Origin of the sequence: Erythrobacter donghaensis, from assembly GCF_002155425.1 — a bacterium.
Classification (GTDB): domain Bacteria; phylum Pseudomonadota; class Alphaproteobacteria; order Sphingomonadales; family Sphingomonadaceae; genus Erythrobacter; species Erythrobacter donghaensis.
The window spans coordinates 169,348-195,823 of sequence record NZ_MUYG01000010.1 but is presented as its reverse complement, the minus strand read 5'-3'; the positions used below and the strand labels follow the sequence as shown (position 1 = coordinate 195,823).

The 26,476-nt window shown below is 66.7% G+C and carries 17 protein-coding genes and 1 tRNA gene; 7 read left to right on the top strand and 11 right to left on the bottom strand.

All coding sequences use genetic code 11. From position 1 onward, the window contains the following. Positions 1-9 precede the first annotated feature (9 nt). From BZF59_RS09320 to BZF59_RS09305, 4 genes are all read right to left on the bottom strand, one after another. The gene (locus BZF59_RS09320; protein ID WP_143738134.1) at positions 10-747 is read right to left on the bottom strand and encodes a hypothetical protein; all 738 of its coding nucleotides are present in this window, start codon (positions 745-747) and stop codon (positions 10-12) included. Positions 748-769: 22 nt separating this feature from the next. Beyond that, a complete protein-coding gene (locus BZF59_RS09315; protein ID WP_086607984.1) occupies positions 770-1,885 on the bottom strand; it encodes an ATP phosphoribosyltransferase regulatory subunit in 1,116 nt (371 codons plus the stop codon). A gap of 142 nt (positions 1,886-2,027) precedes the next feature. Next, the gene (serA, locus tag BZF59_RS09310) at positions 2,028-3,614 is read right to left on the bottom strand and encodes a phosphoglycerate dehydrogenase (protein ID WP_086607983.1); all 1,587 of its coding nucleotides are present in this window, start codon (positions 3,612-3,614) and stop codon (positions 2,028-2,030) included. Between the two features lie 114 nt (positions 3,615-3,728). Then, complete coding sequence (locus tag BZF59_RS09305; RefSeq protein WP_086607982.1) at positions 3,729-4,907, bottom strand: phosphoserine transaminase; 1,179 nt, start codon at positions 4,905-4,907, stop codon at positions 3,729-3,731. A 163-nt stretch (positions 4,908-5,070) separates the two neighbouring features. Between BZF59_RS09305 and BZF59_RS09300 the strand changes: the two genes are divergently transcribed. Then, positions 5,071-6,252: a glycosyltransferase family 4 protein gene (locus BZF59_RS09300; RefSeq protein WP_086607981.1), complete on the top strand. Its 1,182-nt coding sequence runs from the start codon at positions 5,071-5,073 to the stop codon at positions 6,250-6,252. Between the two features lie 4 nt (positions 6,253-6,256). On the opposite strand, the gene BZF59_RS09295 is transcribed toward BZF59_RS09300, so the two are convergent. Next, the gene (locus BZF59_RS09295; RefSeq protein ID WP_245806095.1) at positions 6,257-6,694 is read right to left on the bottom strand and encodes a hypothetical protein; all 438 of its coding nucleotides are present in this window, start codon (positions 6,692-6,694) and stop codon (positions 6,257-6,259) included. A 79-nt stretch (positions 6,695-6,773) separates the two neighbouring features. Beyond that, a complete protein-coding gene (locus BZF59_RS09290; RefSeq protein WP_086607979.1) occupies positions 6,774-7,418 on the bottom strand; it encodes a PadR family transcriptional regulator in 645 nt (214 codons plus the stop codon). A gap of 114 nt (positions 7,419-7,532) precedes the next feature. On the opposite strand from BZF59_RS09290, the gene BZF59_RS09285 reads away from it, so the two are divergent. The 4 genes from BZF59_RS09285 to BZF59_RS09270 all read left to right on the top strand — a co-directional run bounded on the left by BZF59_RS09285 (position 7,533) and on the right by BZF59_RS09270 (position 11,511). Continuing rightward, the gene (locus tag BZF59_RS09285; protein ID WP_086607978.1) at positions 7,533-8,849 is read left to right on the top strand and encodes a replication-associated recombination protein A; all 1,317 of its coding nucleotides are present in this window, start codon (positions 7,533-7,535) and stop codon (positions 8,847-8,849) included. Then, complete coding sequence (locus tag BZF59_RS09280) at positions 8,846-9,730, top strand: hypothetical protein (protein WP_086607977.1); 885 nt, start codon at positions 8,846-8,848, stop codon at positions 9,728-9,730. The genes BZF59_RS09285 and BZF59_RS09280 overlap by 4 nt, the downstream gene beginning before the upstream one ends. A 124-nt stretch (positions 9,731-9,854) precedes the next feature. Continuing rightward, a complete protein-coding gene (locus tag BZF59_RS09275) occupies positions 9,855-11,357 on the top strand; it encodes a porin (RefSeq protein WP_245806094.1) in 1,503 nt (500 codons plus the stop codon). Between the two features lie 81 nt (positions 11,358-11,438). Then, positions 11,439-11,511 (top strand) — tRNA-Thr (locus BZF59_RS09270). Between the two features lie 56 nt (positions 11,512-11,567). Here BZF59_RS09270 and BZF59_RS09265 read toward each other — a convergent pair. The 4 genes from BZF59_RS09265 to BZF59_RS09250 form a co-directional block, all read right to left on the bottom strand. Continuing rightward, the gene (locus BZF59_RS09265; protein ID WP_245806093.1) at positions 11,568-11,960 is read right to left on the bottom strand and encodes a ribonuclease HI; all 393 of its coding nucleotides are present in this window, start codon (positions 11,958-11,960) and stop codon (positions 11,568-11,570) included. A gap of 10 nt (positions 11,961-11,970) precedes the next feature. Then, positions 11,971-12,897: an acetyl-CoA carboxylase carboxyltransferase subunit alpha gene (locus BZF59_RS09260; RefSeq protein WP_086607975.1), complete on the bottom strand. Its 927-nt coding sequence runs from the start codon at positions 12,895-12,897 to the stop codon at positions 11,971-11,973. 13 nt (positions 12,898-12,910) lie between these two features. Continuing rightward, positions 12,911-16,603: an SDR family NAD(P)-dependent oxidoreductase gene (locus tag BZF59_RS09255; protein ID WP_086607974.1), complete on the bottom strand. Its 3,693-nt coding sequence runs from the start codon at positions 16,601-16,603 to the stop codon at positions 12,911-12,913. Positions 16,604-16,707: 104 nt separating this feature from the next. Further along, positions 16,708-22,185 carry an AMP-binding protein gene (locus tag BZF59_RS09250; RefSeq protein ID WP_281251650.1) on the bottom strand — a complete coding sequence of 1,826 codons (5,478 nt, stop codon included), beginning with the start codon at positions 22,183-22,185 and terminating at the stop codon, positions 16,708-16,710. Between the two features lie 318 nt (positions 22,186-22,503). Here BZF59_RS09250 and BZF59_RS09245 point away from each other — a divergent pair, with 318 nt between their 5' ends. Further along, positions 22,504-24,687, top strand: coding sequence for a putative bifunctional diguanylate cyclase/phosphodiesterase (locus BZF59_RS09245; RefSeq protein ID WP_086608404.1), 2,184 nt, complete (start codon positions 22,504-22,506; stop codon positions 24,685-24,687). Positions 24,688-24,696: 9 nt separating this feature from the next. On the opposite strand, the gene queF is transcribed toward BZF59_RS09245, so the two are convergent. Further along, positions 24,697-25,173: a preQ(1) synthase gene (gene queF, locus BZF59_RS09240; RefSeq protein ID WP_086607973.1), complete on the bottom strand. Its 477-nt coding sequence runs from the start codon at positions 25,171-25,173 to the stop codon at positions 24,697-24,699. Between the two features lie 193 nt (positions 25,174-25,366). Here queF and BZF59_RS09235 point away from each other — a divergent pair, with 193 nt between their 5' ends. Then, the gene (locus BZF59_RS09235; RefSeq protein WP_086607972.1) at positions 25,367-26,476 is read left to right on the top strand and encodes a hypothetical protein; all 1,110 of its coding nucleotides are present in this window, start codon (positions 25,367-25,369) and stop codon (positions 26,474-26,476) included.

Sequence of the window (26,476 nt, the reverse complement as noted above, 5' to 3'; positions counted from 1 at the left end):
TGCGCAGGACTAGCCAGCGACGTTGGGGTCCTTCGCGCAGGGGCCCTTGGTGAAGCGCACCCAATCGACCGAAGTGCCCTCCGGCTGAGAGCGGTCTGGCGAGCCGCCCGTGGTCACGACCACCAGACAGCGATCTGCGCGCCGGAACCTCATGTCGCAATAGCCCAGCCCAGTGCCCGAACAATTGCCGATTTCCGGAAACTCGGCGCACAGGGCATCATCGGTTATGCCTTCACACGGCCCACCCAGCGGCTGCCAGCCAAGATCGAGGATGACCTTGCGCGCCTCGAGGTAGGTCATGTCCTCCAGCCTTGGCGCTGCGTCGGCTCTGCCGAAAATTTCGCGCAAGGTTCTGGGGCTGAAAGCAATGTCGCACGCAGCCCGGTTGCCGTCGCGGCAGGCCACGAAATAGCAGGATTTTGCGTGCCTTGGGCCAGAACCCGATCCGTCGCCGCAATCGACCTTGTCGAGGATGTCGGTGGGATAAAGGTTGCCGTTGAAGCTCTCGGCCATCCGGCACGCCTCGGCATCGCCCTTTGCACAGATTGCGGAGTAGCATTCCTTGGCGTTGCCGTAGCCGCCATTTTCCTCATCCAGACAATTGATGGGGCGGGCGTCAGAGGTCGGTTCTGGCGAAGGTGTGGATGCAGCCGGGGTCGGAGCGGTCTGCGGAGCCTCAGAAACGCGCTCCTCCTCTGCCGAACACGCCGCGAGACTCAGGGCAAGGAGCAGGGCTGCCGCACGCATGACCCATCCTAACACAGCAAATTCAGAGTTCTATCGGATTGTCGCCCGCCAGCACCCAGCCGCAGCCCAATGCCTTGGCATCCTCGGCCTCGGCAAGCTGCGCAACCGTGCGCCAGCCTTCGGCACGTAGCCGCGCCGCTGCCGCGCGGTCGTGGCCCAGCGGGAGGTAGCAGGTCCGTGCAGCCTCGGGTTGAGGCGCGCCTTCGGCGAGGCGGTCGACGTAGAGCGTGAAGCCGGTCGCGGGCTCGTCGCTTCCGGCGATCCGGTAGGTACCGCCCCGTCCCACGGCGCGGCGCAGGCCTTCGGAGTACAGAGTGAAGCCGAACCAGCTCTGATATTCGAAACCGTGGCGCTCGGTCGGGTCGAGGGTGATGCGGGCGGCATCGCCGATCGACGCCGCGATCTTTTCAAGCCCGTCGAGCCGGGTCTTGAGCGCCCCGCCCGCGTCCACCGCCCGCAGCGCGGCGAGCGCGCTGTCGAAGGGCCCGGTGGCATAGAGCAGCGGCAGATAGGCGCTGCCTCCGGCGCTGCGCAATCCGCCCGCGTCCTTGGTGTCGAGCTCGCGGCGCACGGCCTCGATCTGCTCGGGCGCGAGGGGGAAGGCCTTTTCGGCAAGCGTGTCGACAAGGTCGGGCAGCGTCATATCGACCGAAATGCCGGTGAGCCCCGCCGCCTTCATCGCTTCGATCGCCAGCATCACCGCCTCGCTCGCCGCGGCAACGCTATCGCTGCCGATCAGCTCGGCGCCCAGTTGCAGCCGCTCGCGCGCAGGGTCGAGCTGGCTCGCCTTTATCACCACGGTGTCACCGCAATAGGCCAGCCTGAGTGGGCGCGGGGCGGCAGCGAGGCTGGTGGCGGCGATGCGGCCGACCTGCGGGGTCATGTCGCTGCGCAGCGCGAGGGTGCGCAAGCTCGCCGGATCGACGAAGCGGAACATGGTGCTGGTCTCGCCCACCGTCACCCCCGCCATGCGGCCCGCGAGCGAGGCTTCGAACTCAAGCAGCGGCGGGCGCACGCGGTCATAGCCATGCGCGCCGAGCACATCGAGAGAGGCGCGCATCGCGGCGGTGATCCGCGCGGCCTCGGCAGGCAGGCGGTCTTCGAGACCTTCAGGGAGGAGATCGTTGGGCTGGGTCATATTCTCAGGCCCCTACCCAAATCGTCATCCCGGCGAAAGCCGGGATCGCTGTCGGCAGGCGCAGCGCCATGTCTTGAGCGATCCCGGATCCCCGATTTGCATCGGGGCAGGCAAGTCGGGGATGACGCGAGTAGGCAGGAGATCAGAACGCCAAAGCCTTGACCAGCTTCACGCCTTCCAGCTTCTCGGCCTCGGCCACCACGGCGGCGGGCAGCGCCTCGTCGAGGCTCAGCAGCAGCACCGCTTCCCCGCCCGCTTCGCGGCGGCCGAGGTTGAAGGTGCCGATATTGATCCCGTGGCTGCCCAGCAGCGTCCCGATGCGGCCGATGAAGCCCGGCTTGTCGTCGTTGACGATGTAGAGCATGTGCCCGGCCAGCTCGGCCTCGATCCCGATGCCGAAGATTTCCACCAGACGCGGCGCTTCGGTGCCGAACAAGGTGCCGGCGACCGAGCGCGGGCCCTGTTCGGTTTCCACCGTCACCCGCAGCAGCGTGTTGAACGCGCCGTCACGATCATGGCGGATTTCGCGCACGTCGAGCCCGCGTTCCTTGGCGAGGTACGGCGCGTTGACCATGTTCACCGTGTCGGAATAGCGGCGCATGAAGCCCGCGAGCACAGCCGCCGTGATCGGCTTGCCGTTCAGTTGCGCTGCTGCGCCTTCGCGTTCGATGCTGATATTGGTGAGGTTGCCGTGCGCCAGCTGCCCCACAAGGCTGCCAAGCCGTTCGGCCAGCGCCATGTAGGGCTTGAGCTTGGGGGCTTCTTCCGCCGAAAGGCTGGGCACGTTGAGCGCATTGGTCACGCCGCCATTGACGAGGTAATCGGCGAGCTGTTCGGCCACTTGCAGCGCGACGTTGACCTGCGCCTCGGTGGTGCTCGCGCCAAGGTGCGGGGTGCAGATGAAATTGGGCGCACCGAACAGCGGGTGATCGGCGGCGGGCGGCTCGGTCTCGAACACGTCGAGCGCGGCACCAGCCACCTGACCGCTTTCGAGGCAGTCCTTCAGCGCGGCTTCATCAATCAGACCGCCACGGGCGCAGTTGATGATGCGGATGCCCTTCTTGGCGTTCTCGAGCCGGTCGCGGCTGAGGATGTTGCGGGTCTCGTCGGTCAACGGCGTGTGCAGCGTGACGAAATCGGCACGGCTGAGCAGCGTGTCGAGATCGACCTTCTCCACGCCCATTTCCACCGCGCGGTCCTCGGTCAGGAACGGATCATAGGCGATCACCTTCATCCGCAGGCCAAGCGCGCGGCTGGCGACGATCGATCCGATATTGCCCGCACCGATCAGGCCGAGGGTCTTGCCGGTGACTTCGACGCCCATGAACCCGCTCTTGGGCCACTTGCCCGCTTGCGTCTGGGCATTTGCCTCGGGCAGTTGCCGGGCGAGCGCGAACATCAGCGCGATGGCGTGTTCGGCGGTGGTGATCGAGTTGCCGAACGGGGTGTTCATCACCACCACGCCCTTCGAGGAAGCGTAGGGGATATCGACGTTATCGACGCCGATCCCTGCGCGGCCGATCACCTTCAGATTGGTGGCCGCATCGAGGATCGCCTTGGTCACCTTGGTCGAGGAGCGGATGGCGAGGCCATCATACTCGCCGATGCGGGCGATCAGCTGTTCGGGCGTTTCGCCGGTGATGACATCGACATCGCAGCCGCGCTCTTCGAAGATGCGCGCGGCGTTGGGGTCCATCTTGTCGGAAATGAGAACTTTGGGACGGGTCATGGGGAAATCCTTGGCGGGTGCGAGTCCCCGCGCAGGCGGGGACCTCAGGCAATCACGGTATAGCTGGGAGGCATGAGGCCCCCGCCTTCGCGGGGGCGCACACAGGAGGCTGAATCAGCCGTTCTTGACCTTCTCATAGGCCCATTCGATCCACGGCAGCAGGCGCTTGATGTCCTCCTGCTCGACGGTCGAGCCGCACCAGATGCGTAAGCTCGGCGGCGCATCGCGGTAGCCGTTGAAGTCGAAGCCGACGTTGCGTTCCTCGAGCAGCTTGACGATCTTCTTCGGCACGGCGGCCTTGTCGTCTGCCGAGAGGCTGTCGTACCAGTCGCCCTGAAACACCATGCACACGCCGGTGTTGGTCTGCTGCGCCGGGTCGCTCGCCATGTTGCGCAGCCACGGGGTGGCCTCGATCCAGTCCTTGACGATCTTGGCGTTGGCATCGGCCCGCGCGATCAGCGCCTTGCGCCCGCCGATCGACTTCGCCCATTCGAGCGCGGCGATGTAATCTTCCGTCGCCAGCATCGAGGGCGTGTTGATCGTCTCGCCCGCGAAGATGCCGGCGTTGATCTTGTCGCCCTTCTTCATGCGGAACAGCTTGGGCATCGGCCACGGCGGATCGTAGCTTTCGATCCGCGCAACCGCCTTGGGGCTCAAGATCAGCATCCCGTGCTGCGCTTCGCTGCCCATCACCTTCTGCCAGGAATAGGTCGTCGCATCGAGCTTCGACCAGTCCATCTCCATCGCGAAGATCGCGCTGGTGGCATCGTTGATGGTGATCCCCTCGCGGCCCGGCTCCAGCCAGTCAGTGTTGGGGATCTTCGCGCCGCTGGTGGTGCCGTTCCAGGTGAAGACGACATCATTGCGCTGCGGGATGGTGGTGAGATCGGGGATCTCGCCGTAATCGGCGGTCAGCACCTGCAGGTTGGGCAGCTTGAGCTGCTTCACCGCGTCCTGAATCCAGATATTGCCGAAGCTCTCCCACGCGGCGACCGTCACCGGGCGCGCGGGATCGAGCATGGCCCACATCGCCGCTTCGATCGCGCCGGTGTCCGACGCGGGCATGATGCCGATCAGATAATCGTCGGGAATGCCGAGCAGTTCGCGGGAGAGGTCGATGGCATATTTCAGCCGCGCCTTGCCCAGCGCCGAACGGTGCGAGCGACCCAGAGATTCGGTTTTGAGCTTGTCCAGCGACCAGCCGGGGAATTTCGCCGTGGGGCCCGAAGAAAAGAAGGGGCGCTCAGGCTTCAGCACAGGCTCATGCGCGAGCCCGCGAACGTAATCAGTCATGTATTCTCTCCTTGCAGAGAGCTCGCGCGGCGTTGGGACCGCGTGGCCCGTGGGCCGCTCTAGTGGGGCCGCGCGCGGAGTCAATGAAGAAACGGGTCGCAATCGGTTTTACCCGCTTAGCCCTCTCGCAATATGCAAAGACCTCGCCTAACAGAGCGGCTCCATGGACGTTTCCGATCTTCGCATTGCCCTGTTCAGTGGCAACTACAACTACACCCGCGACGGGGCCAATCAGGCTCTGAATCGCCTTGTCGGCTCCTTGCTCGGGCGGGGCGCGAAGGTGCGCGTCTATTCGCCCAAGGTCGCCAATCCCGATTTTGCGGCGACCGGCGATCTGGTCGGCCTGCCCAATGTGCCGATGCCGGTAAAGGGGCGCGGCGAATACCGGATGCCGACCCATTTGGGCGCTGCGGTGAAGCGCGATCTGGAAGCTTTCCGCCCCGATATCGTCCACCTTTCCTCGCCCGATCCGGCTGCCCATGCCGCGCTGCGCTGGGCGCGCGCGCACGATCTGCCGGTGCTCGCCAGCGTCCACACCCGGTTCGAGACCTATCCACGCTATTACAACATGGCCTTCCTCGAACCGCTGATCATCAAGGGGCTGAAGCGCTTCTACAACCGCTGCGATGCGCTGGTGGCGCCTTCGCAATCGATGATCGACGAGCTGCTGGCGATGGGGATGCACACCCGGATCGGGCTGTGGAGCCGGGGGGTGGACCGCACGATCTTTTCCTCCGCGCGCCGCGACCCGGAGTGGCGGCGCAGCCTCGGGCTGGGCGACGACGACGTGGCCATCGTCTTCCTCGGGCGGCTGGTGATGGAAAAGGGGCTCGACGTCTTTGCCGAGACCATCCGCCGCCTGCGCGAGCAGGGCGCGGCGCACAAGGTGCTGGTGATCGGCGATGGTCCGGCGCGGGGCTGGTTCGAGGCGAACCTGCCAGAGGGCGCGATATTCGCCGGGTTCAAGACCGGGGAGGGGCTGGGTCAGGCACTCGCGAGCGGGGACGTTTTCTTCAACCCGAGCGTCACCGAGACCTTCGGCAATGTCACACTGGAAGCCATGGCGAGCGGCCTTCCGGTGGTCGCCGCCGGAGCGACGGGCAGTGCCAGCCTCGTGGCGCACTGGGTGACGGGGCAACTTGTTGCGCCGACGGGCAACCTCAAGACCGATGCCGCCGCCTTCGCCGCAGCCCTCGCCCCCTATTGCGCCGACCGCTCGCTGCGCGCCGCCCACGGTGCCGCGGGCGAAACGCGGGCCTGCGAATACAGCTGGGAAGCGATCAACGCCGTGGTCGCCGATACCTATGTCGATCTGGTGAAGGAACGCCGGGGCAGCCAGGCCTGACCGATCAGCGCAGCACGCCTGCCTGTGCCATGCGGCGGGCATAGACAAGCAAGGCCAGCGTTATCCCCCAGATCGCCGCCTTGAGCGGCAAGGGTGTTTCCAGACCCGCGGGCACATCCATCACCACGGTTTCCGCGACCGTCGTCCCGATCAGCCCGATCAGCGCGACGACCATCGCATGCACCGCCCAGCGCGAGCGCAGCAGCAACAGCACCGAACCCGCAAAGGCCCCCCACACGCCCAGCGCCCAGAAGGCGGTGGACCAAGCAGGGTAGCTCTCCATGAAGGCGATCTGTTCGGGCGTCATGCCCATCTCGGCGAGCATGCCGAGCTTTGTGGTCATGTAGCTGAGAATGCCCATCGCGTTGAACAGCAGCGTCAGCACGCCGATCACCCACACATGCCAGGGCGCGCTGGCCCCGGTGTTGCTTTCGGTTGTCATGGGCTTCCCCTCCCCCATTCCGGCGCGACCCGGACGGGGGAGAGGATATGCCTTTGTCGCGCTTAGGGCAACGGCGGTGTCAAAGGCGTTCGATGCGCTTCGCCATCTCGTCGATCATGTCGACGATCTGGTTGATGGTCGCCTCGTCGAGCTTGCCCGCCCGCGCGCGGTTCTTGAGCACCGAGCCAAGGTTGCCCATGGCGCGGAACACGTCATGCGATCGCACCGTGCTGGTGCGTTCGCCATGGCGGCCAAGGCGACCCATCAGATCGGTGACCTCGTCCTTGCGCTCATCAAGTTCAGCCTCGCCCGCATCTGTCAGCTTGAACGGCTTCTTTGCGCCCTCAGCCTCAGCTTCTTCGATCTTGCCTTCGTCGGCGAGCATTTGCAGCGTCGGATAAACCGCACCGGGACTGGGCGCGTAGGTTCCGTGCGTGGCTTCCTCGATTTCCTTGATGAGTTCGTAGCCATGGCGCGGCTTGTCGGCGATCAGAGCCAGCAGCGCGAGGCGCAATTCGCCCTGCGCGAACATCCGCCCGCGGCGACCGCGCCGTCCGGGACCGGGGCCGCGCTCCTCGCCTTCGCCTTCTTCGCTGTCGAACCGCCAGCGCGCTTTCATGCCGGGGCCGAAATTCATGTTGCCGGCGTTCTGCATCGCCATCGCCGCCATCGCTTCGGCGAACTTTTCCCAGCCGCCGCCGCGGCCATATCTGTTCCAGGTCATTGGTTGCTCCTTCTGCGTTACGATAGCTCCAAGATATATCTTAGACCTATCGTTGCAAGATATGCGCCGCTCGGCGGTTCCCTTTTCCGCCGACATGCCTATCTCGCCCGATGAATGACTGACCTGTTCGGACAAGATGCACCCCCGCCCCCGGCCGCGACCCCCGACGCCGACGCGCCGCTGGCCGACCGAATGCGCCCGACAAGCCTCAGCGAAGTGGTCGGGCAGGAGCACCTCACCGGCCCCGAAGGTGCGATAGGGCGGATGGTGGCGGCCGGCAGGCTTTCGAGCATGATCCTGTGGGGGCCGCCGGGCACAGGCAAAACCAGCATCGCCCGCCTCCTCGCCGATGCGGTAGGGATGCGCTACGCCGCGATCAGCGCGGTGTTTTCCGGCGTGGCGGATCTGAAACAGGCGTTCGCCGAGGCGGAGAAGATGGCGAAAGCGGGCCGCAAGACCCTGCTCTTCGTGGACGAGATTCACCGTTTCAACCGCGCGCAGCAGGACGGCTTCCTCCCCTATGTCGAGCGCGGGGTGGTGACGCTGGTCGGCGCGACCACCGAGAACCCGAGTTTCGCGCTCAACGCCGCGCTATTGAGCCGCGCACAGGTGCTGGTGCTGAACCGGCTGGACGAGGATGCACTGGCCGCCCTGCTCGAAAAGGCGGAAGGCCTTGAAGGCCCCCTCCCCCTCACCCCCGAGGCGCGCAGCGCGCTGATCGCGCAGGCCGATGGCGACGGGCGCTTCCTGTTGGGGCAGGCGGAAACGCTCTATGCCGCAGGGTTGACCGAGCCGCTCGATCCGGGCGCGCTCGGCAACTTCCTGCAACGCCGGGTGGCGGTCTACGACAAGGACCGCGACGGGCATTACAACCTCATTTCCGCGCTCCACAAAGCCGTGCGCGGGTCCGATCCGCAGGCGGCGCTTTATTGGCTGGCGCGAATGCTGACCGCAGGCGAGGAGCCGCTATTCCTCGCCCGGCGGCTGGTGCGCATGGCGGTGGAGGATATCGGCATGGCCGATCCTCACGCGCTCCCGCAATCCATGGCGGCGATGGAGGCCTATCGCTTCCTCGGCTCGCCCGAGGGGGAGCTGGCGCTGGTGCAGGCCTGCCTCTATCTTGCCACCGCGCCCAAATCGAATGCGGTCTACATGGCGCAGAAGGCGGCGTGGAAGGTGGCCAAGGCGACCGGCAGCCTCGCCCCGCCCGCCAACATCCTCAACGCACCCACCAAGCTGATGAAGGACATCGGCTATGGCGAGGGCTACACCCACGATCACAGCACGGCCGAGGGCTTTTCGGGCGACAATTACTGGCCCGAAGGCATGACGGCGGAAGAGTTCTACAGTCCTGTTGAGCGTGGCTTCGAGCGGGAAGTGAGGAAGCGGCTCGAATATTGGGACAAGCTGCGGGGGGAGCGGCAGGCTTGAGCCGCTTCGCGCAGTTCCTTGCGGTCGACTGGTCGGGGGCCAAGGGCCCGCGCCAGAAAGGCATCGCGCTGGCGCTCGCGCGGGCCGAGGGCGGGCCGCCAGTGCTGCTTACCCCGCCCGATCCCAAAGGCTGGGCGCGCGGTGAGGTGCTGGCGCTGCTGCAATCCTTGCGCGAACCGACGCTGGTCGGCCTCGACCTCGGCATCAGCCTGCCTTTCGTGGATGCGGGAAGCTTCTTCCCCGATTGGGACGCCTCACCTGACGAAGCGCGCTCTTTGTGGGCGCTGATCGATGCGCTCTGCGCCGACGATCCCAACCTCGAGGCGGGCGGCTTTGTCACCCACGAACACGCCTCGCGCTATTTCCGTCACGGTGCGGGGGCGGAGGGCGACCGCTTCCTGCTGGCCGGTGCCGCCACTCGCGAAGGCCGCTTCCGCATCGCCGAACACGCGCAGCGCGCACAGGGCGTACGGCCGGTGAGCAATTTCAACCTCGTCGGCGCAGCGCAGGTCGGCAAATCGAGCCTGACAGGGATGCGGATGCTCCATCGCCTCGCAGTCCGGGTGCCTGTCTGGCCGGTCGACCCGCTGCCCAGTGAAGGTTCGGTCATCACCGAAATCTACACCGCGATGGCGGCAAGGCTGGGTGGGGTGACGGGCACGGCGACCAAGATTCGCAGCTTTGAGGCGCTCAACGATGCGCTCGACCGGCTCGATTCCCCCCCGGTTAGCGGGAGCGGCGCGATCGACGATCACTCCTCCGACGCGCTGCTCACCGCCGCATGGCTGCGCCGGGTTCACGCCACCCGCGACCTCTGGCACCCGCCGGGCCTGACCCCCGCAATCGCCCGCACCGAGGGCTGGACCTTCGGCGCGCTCTAGCCCCGGCTTGCCATATGACGGCAAGATTCCAGTCACATTTGTCACGCAAGTGACATGAAACCGACATAGTGCCCGCGCCGAAAGCGCCCTTCCGGGGCCTGCCGAACTGCAAAGGCACCTGTCCATGTCTCCCCTTTCGATGCGATACTCATCCGGCGTGATCGCGCTCGCTTTGCTTGTCAGCCTTGGCAGCGGTGCCCCGGCTCAAGCTCAGGCTCTGCCCGATTCGCCTGCGCCCGCGCCGGAGGATAGCGACCCGGCCCAGACCATCGCCGATCTGCAACGGCAGATTGACGAGCTGAAGGCGATGGTGATGGCGCTTCAGTCGGCCCAGACGGCCGTGCCCGCAGCCCAGCCCGCCCCATCCGTGGCGGTCACGGCTACCACGCCCGCCCCGGCGCTCGCTGCGGCCCCCGCCCCGGCCCAAGCCCCGGCAGGCGATCCGCGTCTCGCCAGCGCCGCTGCGCCCGCAGCGAAGTCCAAGGCGTGGTATGAAAAACTGCGCCTGCGCGGCTACACCCAGCTGCGCTTCAACCAGATCGTCTCGGGCGATGCCAGCGCGCCCGCCGGAATCTCGCGCCTGCGTACGATCCACGACAGCGGCGTGAACGACAACAGCAACTTCACCTTCCGCCGGCTGCGCATGGTGCTGCAGGGCGATCTCAACGATCACGTCTCGCTCTACTTCCAGCCCGATTTCGCCGCCGCGGTTTCCAACCAGTCGGTCGGCGAGCGGCGCGAGGGGACGGTCAGCCTGCGCGACATGTATGCCGATGTCTTCCCCACCGGCGACAAGTCCTTCCGCATCCGGCTCGGCCAGTCGAAAGTGCCCTATGGGTGGGAGAACATGCAGTCCTCCTCCAACCGCCTGGCGCTCGATCGCACCGACGGGATCAACAGCGCCGCGTCGGGCGAACGCGATCTCGGGATCGTCGCCTATTACACCCCGCCGCGCGTGCAGGCGATCTGGGACCGGCTGGCGAAAGACGGGCAGAAGCTTTTCGGCAATTACGGTGCCTTCGGCTTCGGCGCGTTCAACGGGCAGGGTCTGAACCGCACCGAGGCCGACGACAACGTGATGCTGGTGGGCCTTGCCACCTGGCCCTTCGAACTGGACGGGCTGGGGATGGACGGTCAGGTGTTCGAGATCGGCGGATCGGTGATGCGCAACAAAATCCGCCCCGAAATTCGCGCCGGCGGGGTCAGCCCGGTCGGTTTCAAGGACGAGCGCGTCAACATCCACGCGATTCTCTACCCCCAGCCCTTCGGCGTGCAGGCCGAATGGAACTGGGGCACCGGCCCGGAATTCATCCCCGCCACCGGCCAGATCGAAGAACGTCCCCTCGACGGCGGCTATGTGCAGGTGATGGGCAAGATCGACCGGTCGCCGATCGGCCCCTTCTATCCCTTCGCGCGCTGGCAATATTACCGCGGAGGGTTCAAGGCCGCGGTCAACGCGCCGCGGCTGGAGACCGAGGAGCTGGAACTGGGCTTCGAATTCCAGCTCGATCCCTCGCTCGAAATCACCACCACCTATGGCTTTGCCAAGCGCAAGGAGGCCGACGAACGCCGCCTCGGGCAGGCCGAAGGGCAGATCCTGCGCGTGCAGGCCCAGTGGAATTACTAAGCCTCCGCCGCCCCCGGCACCCCCGAGCCCTGCCCTCTTGAGAGCAGGCCCGAATGCGGTTAGGGGCGAGCCTCGCGGTGCGCCGGCTTAGCTCAGATGGTAGAGCACCTGATTTGTAATCAGGGGGCCGCGGGTTCGATCCCTGCAGCCGGCACCGCTTGTGTTTCCGCTGTTTGAGCCATGCGTCAGTCGGGCTCTGTCGCCCCCGCGTCACCCTTTGCGTCTGGCAAGCGCGATCCCGGCGAGGTTCTGCCCGCGCGGTGTCCATTTGACCTGTCTGGGGCGGCGGTGCGCGGCAGCGGCCTCGTAGCGCGCAAGGTGGGCGGCGGCGCTTTCGGAGCCCGGCCGGGACGCGCCATTCGCCTGCCGGACGACCTCCAGCGAATCGCCGATCAGATCGAATTCCGCCGCGTCCAAGGATTGCGCGACCTGCAGTGCCATGCGCAGCGCCAGCCATTCGGCATCGGTATTGGTCCCGATGCCAAGGTCATCGAAGAAATGCGCGACCCCGCGCGCGACCACGGCGACCTCGATGGGGCCGGGGTTGGGCCGGCAGCCGCCGTCAAAATAGACCTTGAGCCTGCGTGGTCGATCCTTCCGCACGGTCGGCGTCTTATCCGAGTTTGAGGAAAAATTCCTCGCGCTCGCGGCGCAGTTGCGCGGGGGTCAGCGCGGCAAGGCTGTCGAGCTCCGCGCGCAGGGCCAGTGCCAGCCGCTTGGCGGTCTCGGCATGGTCGCGATGCGCGCCGCCGCGCGGTTCGTAGACGATGCGGTGGATCACGCCGAGCTTCAGGAGGTCGCCCGCCGTCACCTTCATCGCCTCGGCGGCATTGGCGGCCTGCGCGGCGCTGCGCCACAGGATCGAGGCGCAGCCTTCGGGCGAGATCACCGAATAGACCGCGTGTTCGAACATCAGCACGCGGTTCGCCGCCGCCAGCGCCACCGCTCCGCCCGATCCACCCTCGCCGATGATCACCGCCACCAGCGGCACGCCGAGACCGAGACAGGCCTCGGTTGAGCGGGCAATGGCCTCGGCCTGCCCGCGCGCCTCGGCATCGACGCCGGGGAAGGCGCCGGGGGTATCGACCAGTGTCACCACCGGCAGGCTGAAGCGGTCGGCGAGTTCCATCATGCGGATCGCCTTGCGATAGCCTTCAGGCCGCGCCATGCCGAAATTGTGGTGCAGCCGCCCCGGCGTGTCCTCACCCTTCACATGGCCGATCACCATCACCTTGCGCCCCTCGAAGCGCGCAAAGCCGCCTATGATCGCGTTGTCGTCCCCGAAGGTGCGATCCCCCGCCAGCGGCAGGAAATCGGTGAACAGCTCGGCCACCAGCTTTTCGAAGCGTGGGCGCTGCGGGTGGCGCGCGACCAGCGTGCGCTCCCACGGGGAGAGGCGCGCATAGGTATCGGCGAGCAGCTTGTCGGCCCGCTCGCGCAGCATCCGCGCCTCCTCGAGGCCCTCGGGCAGGGCGGAAAGCTCCGCCACATGCTTGTCGAGCGCCTCGATCGGCTTTTCGAAGGGCAGATACTGGATCACGTGCGGGCTTGTATCACACCGTCATCGACATGCCGCGATAGATCCGCGCCCGGTAGCGCGAGTCCTCCGCATCGGGCAGCGGCGCGCCGACCAGCAGCACCGCGCGGGCAAAGCGGCGCACCTCTTCGAGATGTTCGTCGAGATCGCGCGGCTCTTCCGACTGCACGCGGCGGGTGAGGTTGATCTGGTTGACCGGCACATCATGCACCAGTCGCTCGTTCTCCACGGCGAGCGTCGCGGTGAAGGCATGGAGCGTGGTCTTGATGAAGTTCGCCAGCGCAAAGGCCGGAGACTTGTCGCCCATCGGCACATCGGGGCTGGTCAGCACCAGCTGGCAATCATCGTATAGCGAGGCGCGGCGGCTGACGCGGAAGTGGTGGGTCAGGTTGTCGGCCACCACGCCGCGGAACTCGTCCGGGGTGAGCGGATCGTCGGTGGCGAACAGCTTGCCGGGCAGCGCGGCCATCGGGGTAGAGAGGATCGTGGTCGGCTTGCCCCATTGGGTGAGGGCATCGTCCATCGCGGCTTCGATGTCGCTTTCGACCACCAGCGAGGTGAGCGACTGGGCGACATCCTCGTCGAGCTGCGCGCTGATCGCTTCGAAGGCTTCGGCGGTGCGAGTGATGACGACGACGTTGGCCGCATGGCAATCCTCGATGAAGGCGCGCGCGGTTTCGGCGAGGTAATCGGCAAGATGCTCGCCGATGATCCACACCGTCTTCCCCCGCATCTGGTCGAGGCGCTCCTGCTTGGGGCTGCCGAACAGCTCACGCTCGGTCGTCGAGCGTTCGACGCTGAGGCCGCCTGAGGGCATGAAGGTCTCTCCGCTGACAGCGCGGTCGGCGAGGAAGAACACCGTCGCCTGCGCCACGTCATGCTCGGTCGGCATCTTGCCGAGGTAGAGCTTGGACAGCACCCCGCCGCCGACCTTCTTCGCCTCGGCGGCGATCTTGTCGGCAGGGAGGAAGAGCGCATCTTCGGGCGGCACGCGCAGCAACCAATCGCCGTCTTCGGCAGGCGAACGATCATTCCACTCGGGCGCGTCGAGGAACAGGCCCGCCTGCCTCAATCGCCCGATGAGCGCGGCGGCGATTTGCGGGGTGAGGAGATACTGGTCCCAGGTGCAGGTGCCGTCGCCTTCACGCGCGCAGGCCAGCGCCAGCTCGCGCAACTCGCGCGGGTTGTTGGTGTCGTGGCTCATCTTGACGGTGTCGTTGCGCGCCAGCCGCGCCAGCACCGCCTCGACCCGCACCCCGCGCCGGATCGCCTTGATCGCGGCGGCGTGGACAGCGTTCAGACGCTTGTTTTCGAGGATCAGCTTGCCGCGCCGTTCAAAAAGCCCGGGCTTGCCGCCGGTGCCCGACAGGCGGTCACCATCGACCGGGCCGGGGGCAATCGCGTTAAACTGCACCTCGGGCCCGAGATAGCGCGCCATGCTCTCCACCATCGCGCGCTGCCCGGCCTTGGACACAGCGTAATCGGCACGGTTCGGATAGGCGACCGCGAGATATTTCTCGCCGCCGAAATAGGACGAGACATTGAGGATGTAGCCCGATCCTTGCGCCTTCATCAGCGGCGCGACGTGGTGCATCAGGAAGTAATTCGACACGAGGTTCGCATCGAGCGTGTAGTTCCAGGCGTCGACCCCCATGTCGACCACCATGTCCTCCGCGCCCGCCACCCCGGCGTTGTTGATGAGGTAGTCGATGCGCCCGAAGGCCTTCAATGTCGCGTCGACTGCGCCCTTGAGGCTCTCGAAGTTGCTGACATCGACATTGGCAAGGGTCTGCACCCGGCGCTCGACACCCGCAAATCCGATATCCTCCAGTTCGGAGACGATCTTGGCGCGCGCGACGGCCAATTCGCTCTCGCGGCGGGCGACCATCATCACCTTGCCGCCAGCGAGCGCCAGCAAGCGCGCCACCTGTCCGCCGATGCCGGCCGAACCGCCGGTAATCAGCGCAACCTTGCCCAGATGCAGCCCGGTGATGTTCTCGGAGAAGCCGGGCATGGCCTTGCGCGCGCCGGTCGCCTCGCCGATGTTCGAGGGCACGTAGAGCGTAATCTCGCCAAGCTTGCTTTCCTTCAGCAAAATGCGCGCGGCGTGGCCGGCGGTGAAACGGATGTTCTCGGCCTCGGTATTGGTGAAGCGCACGATCTGGTTGCCCCACTCGGCCTGACGGCGGCGGCCATGGGCAGTGTCGATCTCGCTTTCGTCGCGCCAGATGCGGATCAGCTGCTCGGTCGCGGCGCGCAGGATGTGGCCGTAGATGTCGCCCTTCCCGTCGCTCGCATGGCTGACGAACACGAAGCGCGGCGGCTGGAGCAGGTTGTCGTGGCGCTTCCAGTAGCGGCTCATGGTGCGGGCGAGCGCCATGTTCCCAGCCAGTTCGGCGTCCATCAACGCTTCGACCACGCTGTCGTCCGCCGTGGTGATCGCACCCGCGAGTTCGCCCGCGCTCAAGGCGGGCAGGAACAGCGCGCCACTGACCGGGGTGCCGCCCTTGGTGTAATCCTCCAGCGCCTCTTCCATGCCCGCCGGGTCTTTCCGGCTGAAGCGGATGATCGCGAGCTTGTCGGACAGGCCCAGCGCGGCGCAGCGCTTCTCGGCGATGGCGACATCAGCGGCGCGCGGCAGGCCAAGCACGACCTCGGCCCCACAGGCCAGCTGCACCTGCGCGATTTCCAGCGCCTCTTCGAAATTGTCGCCCGCCGCGATCAGCACGGCAAGTCCCGTGCCGTCCATCGAGCGCATGGTGGGGCGCGCAAGGTAGGTCGAGCGCTGCTCTTTGCGCACAGACATCCCGTGGGTCACTTCAAAATCGTGGCCGTTGTAAGCCGCGCTTTCGTCCGAACCGAGGAACACGCAGGTCGTCGCGATATCGGTCGGCGTCGGGAAGGTCTTGGCCTTGTCGTTGCCGCCAGTGGCGCGCTCGAGGCTCATCATGTCGAAGAATTGCGTGGCGGTTGTGCCTGCATTGTCGCCGCGTGCCGCATCCATCGCGGCGAAGACGTTGCGGATGCGCTCGCTCTCGATCGGCCCGGGATAGACGAGGTTGACGCGGATGCCTTTGGGGCCGAGCTCCAGCGAGAGTTCGCGGCTCCAGGCATTCATCGCCGCCTTGGGGACGACGTAGGCGGCGCGCGCGTAATAGGGCGTGCGGCTGAAAATGGTCGAGACGTTGATGATCGAGCCGCCCTCGGGGATGTGCTCCGCCGCCACCCGCGCGACGTTCCAGGCGACGCCGAAAATGTTGCGCAGCGCATCGCCCACGGTCTCGCTGTCGGTGCTGCCCGCCTTCTGGAGCGCTGCGAGTTCCTCCGCCGACAGGGGCAGATTCTCGATCGGCTGCTTGGGCCCCGCGCTCCCGGCGTTGTTGACGAGAATGTCGATCCGCCCGAACTGCTTCACCACCTCGGCAATCGCGGCGCGCACCGAAGCGATGTCGCCGCCATCTAGAGCGACCGTCGCCAGCCGCGCCGGATCAGCGCCGGTCGCCTTGAGCAGCGCCTCGGCCGCGGCCTTGGTACGCTCGGGCGTGCGCCCGGTCATCACCACGGTTGCGCCTTCTGCCAGATAATGCGTGACGATATGCCCGCCGAGGTTCCCCGCAGCTCCGGTCACGACGGCGATCTTGCCCGCCAGACGGCCCGGAATATCGCCTTGCAGAGCAGGCGCAGCAGCGATGACCTTGGATTTAGCCACGGGACTCTCCTCACAGAATTACAGCGAAGGCTCACTTCGCTTTGTGTTTCGTTCAATCTCTGGGGAGGAGAGGGAAGAACGTTTCAATTATCGCAATGCGCAGGTCAAGGCTCCGGTTCCCCGGCGGACTGCGCAGCCCACGCTTCGAGCAGCGCATCGCGGCTTCTGAGGCCCATTTCGGGGAGCGCGTGGTTGACCACATAGGTGGAGCCGGTGTGCCGGTTCTCCCACATCGCCTGATGCGCTTCCGGCAACCCGTCCCACGGCACGACTTCCGGCTCGGTCACTTCGAGCAAGCCCGCCGCGATCATGTCGTTCATCCGCGCGACCTCGTAGGCGTTGCACAGATGGGTGCCGAAGATCTGCGCGGTGGGCATGAAGATGCGCCGCTGGCGGGTCCACACCTGCGGGGCGTAGAAGGTGAAGCGGTACCCGCTGAGGTCTTCGGCGAAGATCACGCGCCCGGTGAAAGGTTTCACCAGCGAGGTCGAGATGCCGAGCGTGTCCTGCCCCGCGCGCTCGAACACCAGATCGGGGCTACCGCGCGGATTGTCGGGCGAGCGCAGGATCTTGCCCACCGCCGAGCCGAAGGGCTTCATCACCCGGTCCTGATAGTCGCGCACCGCCGCCTTGAAGACCTCGATATCGGCCTTGGCATCGGGCAGGCGCGGCATGGTGTCGGGCCAGAGGAAATTCGCGCCCTCGCGCCGCCGGATGGCTTCGAGACTGACGATCCCCTCGATCGCATCCTCCAGCCCCAGCGATTGCAGGAATTCGCGCTGGCCATCGGTGGTCGTGGCGATCACCGAGCGCGCGTTGAAGCGGCGCGCGGCCTCGATCATTTCGAGCCCGGTTTCGTCGAGCAATTCCTTACTGCCCGGCCCGTAATAGATCAGCACGGCCTCACCCCCGCGAAGCGCCGCGCGGCGGAGCATCTCCTCGGGTGTCGCCGTCCCCGGCTTGCCCATAAAGCTGAAGTGATAGCCGGACGATGCGCCGTAGAAGGCCAGCGTGCCGCCCTCTGCAAGCAGCTGGAACGAGCGCGGAAAGGCGGTCTCGCCCGCATGGCTGACGACATAGTCGGCGAGCTTGCCGCCGTTGAGCGCCTTGAATTCTTCCACCAGCGGCGCGCCTGCGGCTTCCCACTTCTGCGCCTGGGCCTTGTCCTCGGGCACCACGGTATAGAGGTCGGCAAAGCGCGCATCCTTGCGGTTGATCGCGCCGACCGCGCCCTGCACCTTGGTGATGAAGTCCGCGCGCTCTTCCGAGGAGACCAGCCCGGTCACCTGCAAGCCCGTCCGCACCGAAGATCGCAGAGCATCGAGCCCCGTCCCTGTCGCCGCGCCCTCGACGAACAGCGTCCGCCCCGGCGCGATCTGCAAGGTGGTGAACAGGCAGCGCGCGATGGTGCCGAGGTTGAGGACATAACTCCCCGCCTGCTCCAGCGTCAGATCGGGCGGCACCTTGTGCATCTGCGGCGCCTGCACGGTCAGGAACTGCGCATGGCTGCCGGTCTCGGTCTCGTAGCCCTGAATGCTGAAATCGGCATACATCGGGTCATTGCCGACCAGCGGACTCAAGAGGTCATTGGTACCGGAGTAAACCGTGACCAGATCGCCGACCTTGATGCGGCCTTGAGCACGGGTCTCGCTGCCGAGCGCCGCCACCAGAGCAATCCCGCCCGATCCGGTGATCTGGACGTCTTCTTCGTGGCTATCGAAGGGCGAGACGGGGATGCCGGTCAGCGCCCAGATGTCGTTGAAGTTGACCTCGCTCGTCAGCATGTAGAGCAGCGCCTCGTTGGGCGCGGGCTCGGGCACGGTGACGATCAGCTCCTTCTCGTGGCTTGACGGCGGGCCGAAGCGGGGCTGGCCGGTGTCGGGATCGCGGGCGATGCCGAAGGCGTATTGGTGACGCGGGATCGGGGTCACGCCGGGATAAAACGGCGCTCCTACGGGAAGCAGCTCGCCTGCCGCTTCCAACGCCTGCGCACGCATTTCGTGCTCTGCGTCGATCCACACGCCATCGCGCCGCACCGGGAGCGGGGGCGCAATCTTGTCCATGAATTGCTTGATGCCGGTCTTGCCGCCCTCGGGATCGACGATGGCTTCGGCGAAGAGCTTGGCCTCGCGCGCCGTCCCTTGCGTGATACCATGTTCGAGCCCGGTGCGCACCGCATCCAGCGCCCGCGCCCCGGCGATGTCGCGCCCGGCCCATTCGAGCTGGCGCAGGATGCGCTGGAGGAAGTCGTCTTCCAGCACTGCATCGAGGCTAACGTCCGAGGACTCCTCCCAGCGCACGGTGGCCGCCTGCCGCTCGGCAAAGGCGCAGCCGAGCGCGCTGCCGGGCCCGTGCTTCACGAAGTCGCGCACCGCCGCATGGGCGGCAGAGAGAGCATCCTCCGCGCCATCGACCAGATGATCGACCACGCCGATGGCCGCCGCCTGCTCCGCCGTAATGCTGCGCCCGCCGAGGATCAGGTCGAGTGCATCGCGCACGCCTTCCGCCCCCCGCCGGTCGGCGAGCAGGCGCGGCAGGCGCTGGGTGCCGCCATAGCCGGGTAGCAGCCGCAGCCGGATTTCGGGCTGGCCGAAACGCGCAACGGGCTCTGCGATGCGGTAATGGCAGGCGAGCGCGAACTCCATCCCGCCGCCCAGCGCCACGCCTTGGACCGCCGCGACGCAGGGCTTGTTCATCCGCTCGATGGTGCGGAAGGCGAGGTGCGCATTGTTGGGCAGCACCATGGCCTCTTCGACCGTGTGGATTTCCTCGAGCATCTGGCGGATGTCGGCCCCCGCGACGAAGGACGATGTGCCCTCGCCGGTGAAGACCACCGCGACCACGTTATCGTCGCGCGCCAGCGTCGAGGTGACCAGTACCAGCTCGTCGATCGCGCGTTCGTTGAGCGCATTGACCGGCGGGTTGGTGACCGTGACGGTCGCGACCTGCTTGCCCGGAGCAACGGTGTTGTACTGCACGAGGAAATAGCGGTGCCGGTCGAACAGCGCCTGCTCGTCCGAGAGGCGCTGCTTGCGCTGCCAGTCGCCGATCACCTTGCGCAATTCGTCGAGCGCCTCGGGGTTGCGCAGCGTCGTGACGTCGCCAACATCCTCGCCCACCACCAGCGCGCGGACCATGCGGCGCATATATTTGCCCGAGCGGGTTTCGGGGAATTGCGAGACTTCGATGAAGTCCGCCGGGACCGCGACCGCGCCCTTTTCTGTGCGCACGAGATCGAACAGGCGGCGCTTGTCCTCGATGGTGAGCTTGCGACCTGCGACGGGCACCACGAAGGCGAGCGGGGTCAGCCCCTTCTCGCGGTGCGGTGCGCCGACCACAAGCACGTTGCCGACCGGCGAATCCGGCGCGAGCGCCTTGTCACGCAGCACCGCGCCCTCGATCTCCTCGGTCCCCATGCGGTGGCCCGAGACGTTGATAACGTCATCCGAGCGACCGTGGAGCGAGAACGAACCGTCCTCGTGCTGGATCGCGAAATCGCCTTGGGTGTAGGCCCATGCGCCCTTCCAGCGCTTCCAATAGCCCTCTTCCCAGCGTGCCGCGTCCCCGCGCCATTCCGGATCGACGCGGCCGTCTTCAACCTTGAAGCCCGCGATGTCGCCCCAGATGGTGCGCGCGAGGTAGGGATAGGGCGCGGCGATCACGATTTCGCCCTTCTCGCCCATTGCAGCCCGGCGCCACGGCACGCCGCCCGCGTCGACGCGCACGAAGGGCGCGTCTGCACCCGTGCCCTCGGCATCCTCGACCCATACATCGCCCACGATCCACGGCAGCGGATAGGCGTGCGCATCGGGGCGCAGCGGGAAATCGTCGTTCGCGAACATATGCGTCCACGCGATCCCGCCGTGCTCGGTCGCCCAGTAGGAGTTGATGTAGCGCGGGGTGACGTGCTCCATCCCGAAGGCCTGCACCGATGGCGAGACGGGCTCGGCACAGAAGGTCGCCACGCGCAGTCCGCTCATGTCATAGCGCTCAACCTCGGCAAGGTTGCCGGGATCGGACATGATCGCTTTGAGGAAGGTCACCCCTGCCTTGAAGATCGTCACCTTGTGCCGCTCGATCATCGAGGCGAAGCGGCCTGCGTGGGGGAAGACTGGCGAGCCTTCGCTCACAAGCGAGGTCACCCGCGTCATCAACGGCGCGCAAATGAGGTAGCTCTGTCCGGTGATCCAGCCCGGATCGGCGACCACGAACAGCGTGTCCCCGGGCCGCGCGTCGAAACTGACCTTCATCGTCTCGGCCACGCCCGCGGCGTAGCCATGCGAATGCACGATCCCTTTGGGCTTGCCGGTGCTGCCGGAGGTGTAGATGAAGAACATCGGATAGTCGGCATCGACCGGCATCGGCTTTGAGGACGCCCAGATCGCGCGGACGAAGTCGGTGTCGGGCAGCGCCAGCAGATCGGCCTGAGAGGCGACCTCGAACCCGGCGGCGCGTGCCTTTTCCAGCACCGTGACCAGCGCCGCATCGATCAGTTCATGGCTCCAGCGGTCGCGTTCCTCGCGCCAGATCATGTCGGGCTGGTGCGTATGGCGGCACACGATCACCGCCTCGACGCGCGGCGGGAGGGTGACGAGGCTGGAAGCGATCGCGATCCGCACCCGCGCAGCGTCCGCAGAGGTGATGCGCCCCTCGCTGCCAAGTTGGATCAGTGCCTTACCGACACCGCGCATCACGTCCGAGCGGTCGACCGTGATCTCCCCAGCCAGCGCCTCGCGCACCGCGTCAAGGATCGTTTCGTGATCCTGACTGCCGAGTTCCAGATCAAGACCGCCGAGGATTTCCAGCGCGGTCGTCACCGGCACGAAATTGTCGAGCGCGGGGTCGGTGTAGGCGTTCTTGAACCCGGCGACCTGCGCGTTGCGATAGGAGCCATCGGAGGTGACGATCACCCGCGCGCCGGTATCGGCGATGCGGTCGCTGAGGGTCTTGTCCGAGAAGCCCCCGAACACAGCGGTGTAGACCACGCCCATGCGCTTGGCGGCCTCGGTCCAGTAGATCTGCGGCACAATGCTGGGCATGTTGAGCGCCATGCGGTCGCCGGGCTTCAGGCCCAACGTCTCCAGCGCCACGGCGCATTTGGCGACCTCCAGCAGCAGCTTCTTGCGGCTGACGGTGAAGCAGTCGATCGGCGCGCCCTTGCCGCCATTGGCGCTCATGTCCCAGCGGTCGCCTTCGAAGATCAGCGCCGCCTCGTCGCCGTGCCCGGAGAGCACATGGCGGTCGAGTTCGGAGAAGGCGGCATTGGTGCGCCCGCCTACGAACCAGCGCCAATGCGGCGGGGTCGAGCCGTCGAAGCCGGTGTGCCAAGGGGTGAAACCTTCGGGGAGATCGGGGCTGACGGGCGCGGCGCTGGCAGCATCCCAGCCGTGCCAGCGGCCATCTTCGCCCTTGGCCAGCCAAGCGCCGTCAGAGCCTGCGTCGGCCACGAACCAATGCATGTTCCGGTCCGCGATGTCGCCATGGAACGCACCCGGATCGGCCAGCGCGGCAGCGCGCATAGCCTCCCAGTCGGCGCGGGTGCGCACGGGATTGGTCAGCGCCGCAGGCGCGCGGTCGAGCACTATGTCGTCAGAAATGACACCACCCCCCAGATCATCGCAAACAGGCGCGGTGCGTGATCCCTGACGCTCGGCGGCTATGCAGCAAAATTACATGACGCAGCCGCCAGCAGCAAGAAAATGCCAAACCGCACCGTCATCGCGATAACGCTGCTTCAGCGAAACGGTTCCGCGCCCATCGCAAGTCGCGCACGCCTTGTCTTTGCGGCGCTGCGCCGGCCAAGCGGTGTCAAAGGCAGAAGTAACCAATTTTCAATCACGATGCGGCTATGGCGGAATGGCGTGGGCCGCATGCCCCTGGCCCGCGAACAAGGACAAGGCATGCCACTTGGATTTCTCAGATCCGCGCGCGAGCCAGACCGCTCGGCGCCCCAGCAAGGCCATTCGGCCGGAAAGTCGCGGCCCGACCGGGCCGTGGTGCTGGGCGAGGTCGAGGAGCTGGGCATTGGCATGTTCTGGGCGACCGACGCCGAGGGCTGCCTCAACTTCCTGTCGCAGCGCGCGCTGGTGGAACTGGGCGACGCGGGCGAGGCGTTGATGGGCCAGGCCCTGACGCAGGTGTTCCAGGATGTCGACCAGGAAGACGGCGGACCGACCCAGCGTAGCCTCGCCTTCAAGCTCAAGGCGCGCTCCAAGCTCGACGAACACATCGTCGCTGTGGCCGACGGGCGCGGATCGACGCGATGGTGGCGCCTGAACGGTCGGCCGCTGACCGATGCGCGCGGCACCTTTCACGGCTATCGCGGCAGCGCGGTCGATATCTCGGCGCAATATGCCTTTGAAACTCGCGTCACCAAGCAATCGCAGATCGACGAGCTGACCGGGCTGGCCAACCGCCGCAAGCTGAACGAACGCCTGACCGCGATGCTCAATGCGTTTCGCGCCAACAAGCGCTCATGCGCACTGATGATGCTCGATCTCGACCGCTTCAAGCAGGTCAACGACACCATGGGCCACCCAGCCGGTGACGAACTGCTGAAGCAGGTCGCCCAGCGCCTGTCCTCGCTGGTGAAGGATGCCGGCGAAGTGGGCCGCTTGGGCGGCGACGAATTCCAGGTGGTGTTGCCCGACATGGACGACCGCGGCACGCTGGGAGAGCTGGCCAACCGGATCGTGCAGTCAGTGTCGCAGCCCTACACCATCAATGGTCGCCGCGCGATCATCGGGGCATCGGTTGGGATCGCGATTGCGCCCTATGACGGGCTTGACGCCGACGAGCTGACCCGCGCCGCCGACATGGCGCTTTACTCTGCCAAGGAAACGCGCGGCGGCACCTTCTGCTTCTTTACCAGCGAGCTGCGCGACAAGGCGTCCAAGACCGCGCGGCTCGGGGACCGGCTACGCGATGCGGTTGACCGCGACGAGCTAAGGCTCGCCTATCAGCCGCTGGTCGATCCGGCCACCAACGAGGTCAAGTGCTTCGAGGCGCTGCTGCGCTGGCACGACGAGGAAGAGGGCGACATCAGTCCGGCGCAGTTCATCCCGGTGGCGGAGAACGACGATCTGATCATCCGCATCGGCGAGGCCGCGCTGAAGCGGGCCTGCGTGGATGCGCTGGCCTGGCCCGGCAATATCAAGGTCGCGGTCAACGTCTCGGCCAAGCAGTTCACCCGGCCGGGCTTCCGCAAGGCCGTGGCCGCTGCGCTTGAATCCTCGGGCCTGCCACCCTCGCGGCTTGAGCTTGAGATCACCGAAAGCGTGTTCGTCGGCGATCTCGAATCGGTCGACAGCGTCTTCCTCGATCTCAAGAAGCTGGGCGTCAGGCTGGCGCTCGACGATTTCGGCACCGGCTATTCCTCGCTCGGCTATCTCAAGCACGGGCACTTCAACAAGATCAAGATCGACCAGAGCTTCGTGCGCGGCTGCACCGAGAATGGCGACATCAACCCGGCGATCATCACCGCGATCGTTGCGCTGGCCAAGGCGCTGGGGATGGAGACCGTCGCCGAGGGGGTCGAGGCGATGGACGAGCTGGAGCTGGTCAAGGCGCGCGGCGCAGATCTGGTGCAGGGCTACATCTTTTCGCGCGCGCTCTCGCAGGATCAGGTGCTCGAACAGATCGCCCACGGCTCGGCGACGTTCCGCCCCAGCGGCCCGCCGCGCCACCGCGCCGAACGCATCACCATCTTCCGCAAGGTCGGGCTGATCCACGAGGATCACTACTACGACGTGATCCTGCGCAACATTTCCAAGACCGGCGCGCGCATCACGGGCCTTGCCGGGGTGCCGGTGGGGACCGACGTGGTGCTCGATCTTGGCCATGGGCAGCTGGTGGTCAGCAAGGTGGTCAACGCCACCGAGAACAGCCAGGGCCTCAAGTTCGAAACCCCGCTGATCAGCGATGGCAGCGGCGGGTTCATGACCCGCCACCGCATCTCGCCCTACGCCCTGGCCGAGGCGGGCATCCCGCTCGCCGCGCTGGGCGCCGGCGCCTTCCCGCTGGCCAAGTGGCGCGAGGCGCACAAGAGCATTCCCAAGTTCGTGCAGCTCGAGATCGGGAGTTAACCCAGCCCTTTAGCCCCGCCCGCGATAGGACGGCACGCCCTGATCGGGCAGCCACAGATCCTGCGGCGGCGCACCGCTCTGCCAGAACACGTCGATCGGGATGCCGCCGCGCGGATACCAGTAGCCGCCGATCCGCAGCCATTGCGGGCGCATTTCCTCGAACAGGCGCACCCCGATGCCCACGGTGACATCCTCGTGGAAGCCGTTGTGGTTGCGGAAGCTCCCGAGAAACAGCTTCAGGCTCTTGCTCTCGACGATCGTCTCTCCCGGCACGTAGTCGATCACCAGATGCGCGAAGTCCGGCTGGTTGGTCACCGGGCACAGCGAGGTGAACTCGGGGCTGACGAAGCGCACCAGATAGGTGAGGCCCACCCGCGGGTTGGGGACGTAATCGAGCACCGCCTCTTCGGGCGAGGCTGGCAGCGGCGTGTCACGCCCGAGGAATCGCGGCTGGGGCTTGGGTGCAGAGGGAGGTGTGGTTTCCATGCCGCGCTGTTGCCCCGATCCGCCGCACCGCGCAAGACCGGAACTGGACGCAAGCGTGCCGCCGCTACTATGGGAGCGACAGCTGAGGTTAACCCTGCTGCCTGCACACGATCCCACCGCCACCCGCTGAGCCAACCGCCATCTCATGATCCGCTTGCCCGCCCGTCTGCCTGTCTGCCGTTCGGTCTGCCTGTTGGCCGCATCCGTCCTGCTCGCCGCGCCCGCCGCAGCGCAGCCGCAGTCGCCGGGCACCTTCTCGCTGCCTCCGCCGACCCCGACACCCACCCCCGCCCCGGCAGGCCCGGTGGACGAGCGCAGCGGCGTCGCGATCCCGCCGCGCCCCGTACCCACCCCCGTGCCGAGCGCCGCGCCAAGCCCTGCTCCAACGATCCGGCCGACCTTCGGGCCGCCCGCCGAAGGGCCGGTCGATGCCGTGCGCGAACCCGCGCCCCGATTGGTGCCGCCGCGCACAGGGACACCCGCGCCCGCACCTTCGCCCGTTCCGGCGCCGACGCCCGCGGCATCATCGACCTCGGAGCCGACCGCGACCGCCGCGGACACCGCGCCGGCACCCGGCTTCAGCATCCCCGGCCCCGCCCAGCCAGAGAACCCCACCGCGCTTCCGCCGACCACCGACGTTCTGACCGGGCCTTCGGTGCTGCCCGCTTGGTGGCCGCTGGCGGCCGGCGGACTGGGCGCACTCGCGCTGTTTGGTGGCGGGCTCCTCTGGTGGCGACGGCGCAAGCCCGCCGTCCGGCGTCTCGCCCCGCCGCCTGTCTCCGGCGATGCAGACGCCGTCGGAATCGCGGAGGATGCCGAGCAACCCCGCCTCGACCTCACGCTCGAAATCGTCAGCGCCACCCGCAGCCTGATGATGTTCACGCTGCAATATCGCCTCACCATCGCCAACCGCTCGCCGCGCGCGGTGAACGACCTCGCGCTGGCGCTCCAGTTGGCCTGCGCCCGGGCCAATGCCGCCAACGCGCCTTCGCCCGGCGCGGCGCAGGGGCTGGAGCGGATCGCGCGGATCGGCCCGCACCAGTCGCGCAGCGTGACGGGGACGGTGCAATTGCCGCTCTCCGCAATCAGCCCGGTGCGGCAGGGCACCACCCCGATGTTCGTGCCGCTCGCCCACATCACGCTCGAAGGAGATGGCCTGCGCGCCCTGAGCCGCAGCTTCGTGATCGGCTTGCGCAGCGCCAGTGGTCGGTTGCACCCGATCCTGCTCGACCAGCCGCCCGGAGGCATCGCGGGCCTTGTCGCGCAGGCCATCGCGATTCCCCCCGCCACCGCAGCCGCCTGA

Coding starts and splice junctions, on each gene's coding strand:
- BZF59_RS09320 (WP_143738134.1), bottom strand. CDS start 747: ATGCGTGCGGCAGCCCTGCTCCTTGCCCTGAGTCTCGCGGCGTGTTCG.
- BZF59_RS09315 (WP_086607984.1), bottom strand. CDS start 1,885: ATGACCCAGCCCAACGATCTCCTCCCTGAAGGTCTCGAAGACCGCCTG.
- serA (WP_086607983.1), bottom strand. CDS start 3,614: ATGACCCGTCCCAAAGTTCTCATTTCCGACAAGATGGACCCCAACGCC.
- BZF59_RS09305 (WP_086607982.1), bottom strand. CDS start 4,907: ATGACTGATTACGTTCGCGGGCTCGCGCATGAGCCTGTGCTGAAGCCT.
- BZF59_RS09300 (WP_086607981.1), top strand. CDS start 5,071: ATGGACGTTTCCGATCTTCGCATTGCCCTGTTCAGTGGCAACTACAAC.
- BZF59_RS09295 (WP_245806095.1), bottom strand. CDS start 6,694: ATGACAACCGAAAGCAACACCGGGGCCAGCGCGCCCTGGCATGTGTGG.
- BZF59_RS09290 (WP_086607979.1), bottom strand. CDS start 7,418: ATGACCTGGAACAGATATGGCCGCGGCGGCGGCTGGGAAAAGTTCGCC.
- BZF59_RS09285 (WP_086607978.1), top strand. CDS start 7,533: ATGACTGACCTGTTCGGACAAGATGCACCCCCGCCCCCGGCCGCGACC.
- BZF59_RS09275 (WP_245806094.1), top strand. CDS start 9,855: ATGTCTCCCCTTTCGATGCGATACTCATCCGGCGTGATCGCGCTCGCT.
- BZF59_RS09245 (WP_086608404.1), top strand. CDS start 22,504: ATGCCACTTGGATTTCTCAGATCCGCGCGCGAGCCAGACCGCTCGGCG.
- queF (WP_086607973.1), bottom strand. CDS start 25,173: ATGGAAACCACACCTCCCTCTGCACCCAAGCCCCAGCCGCGATTCCTC.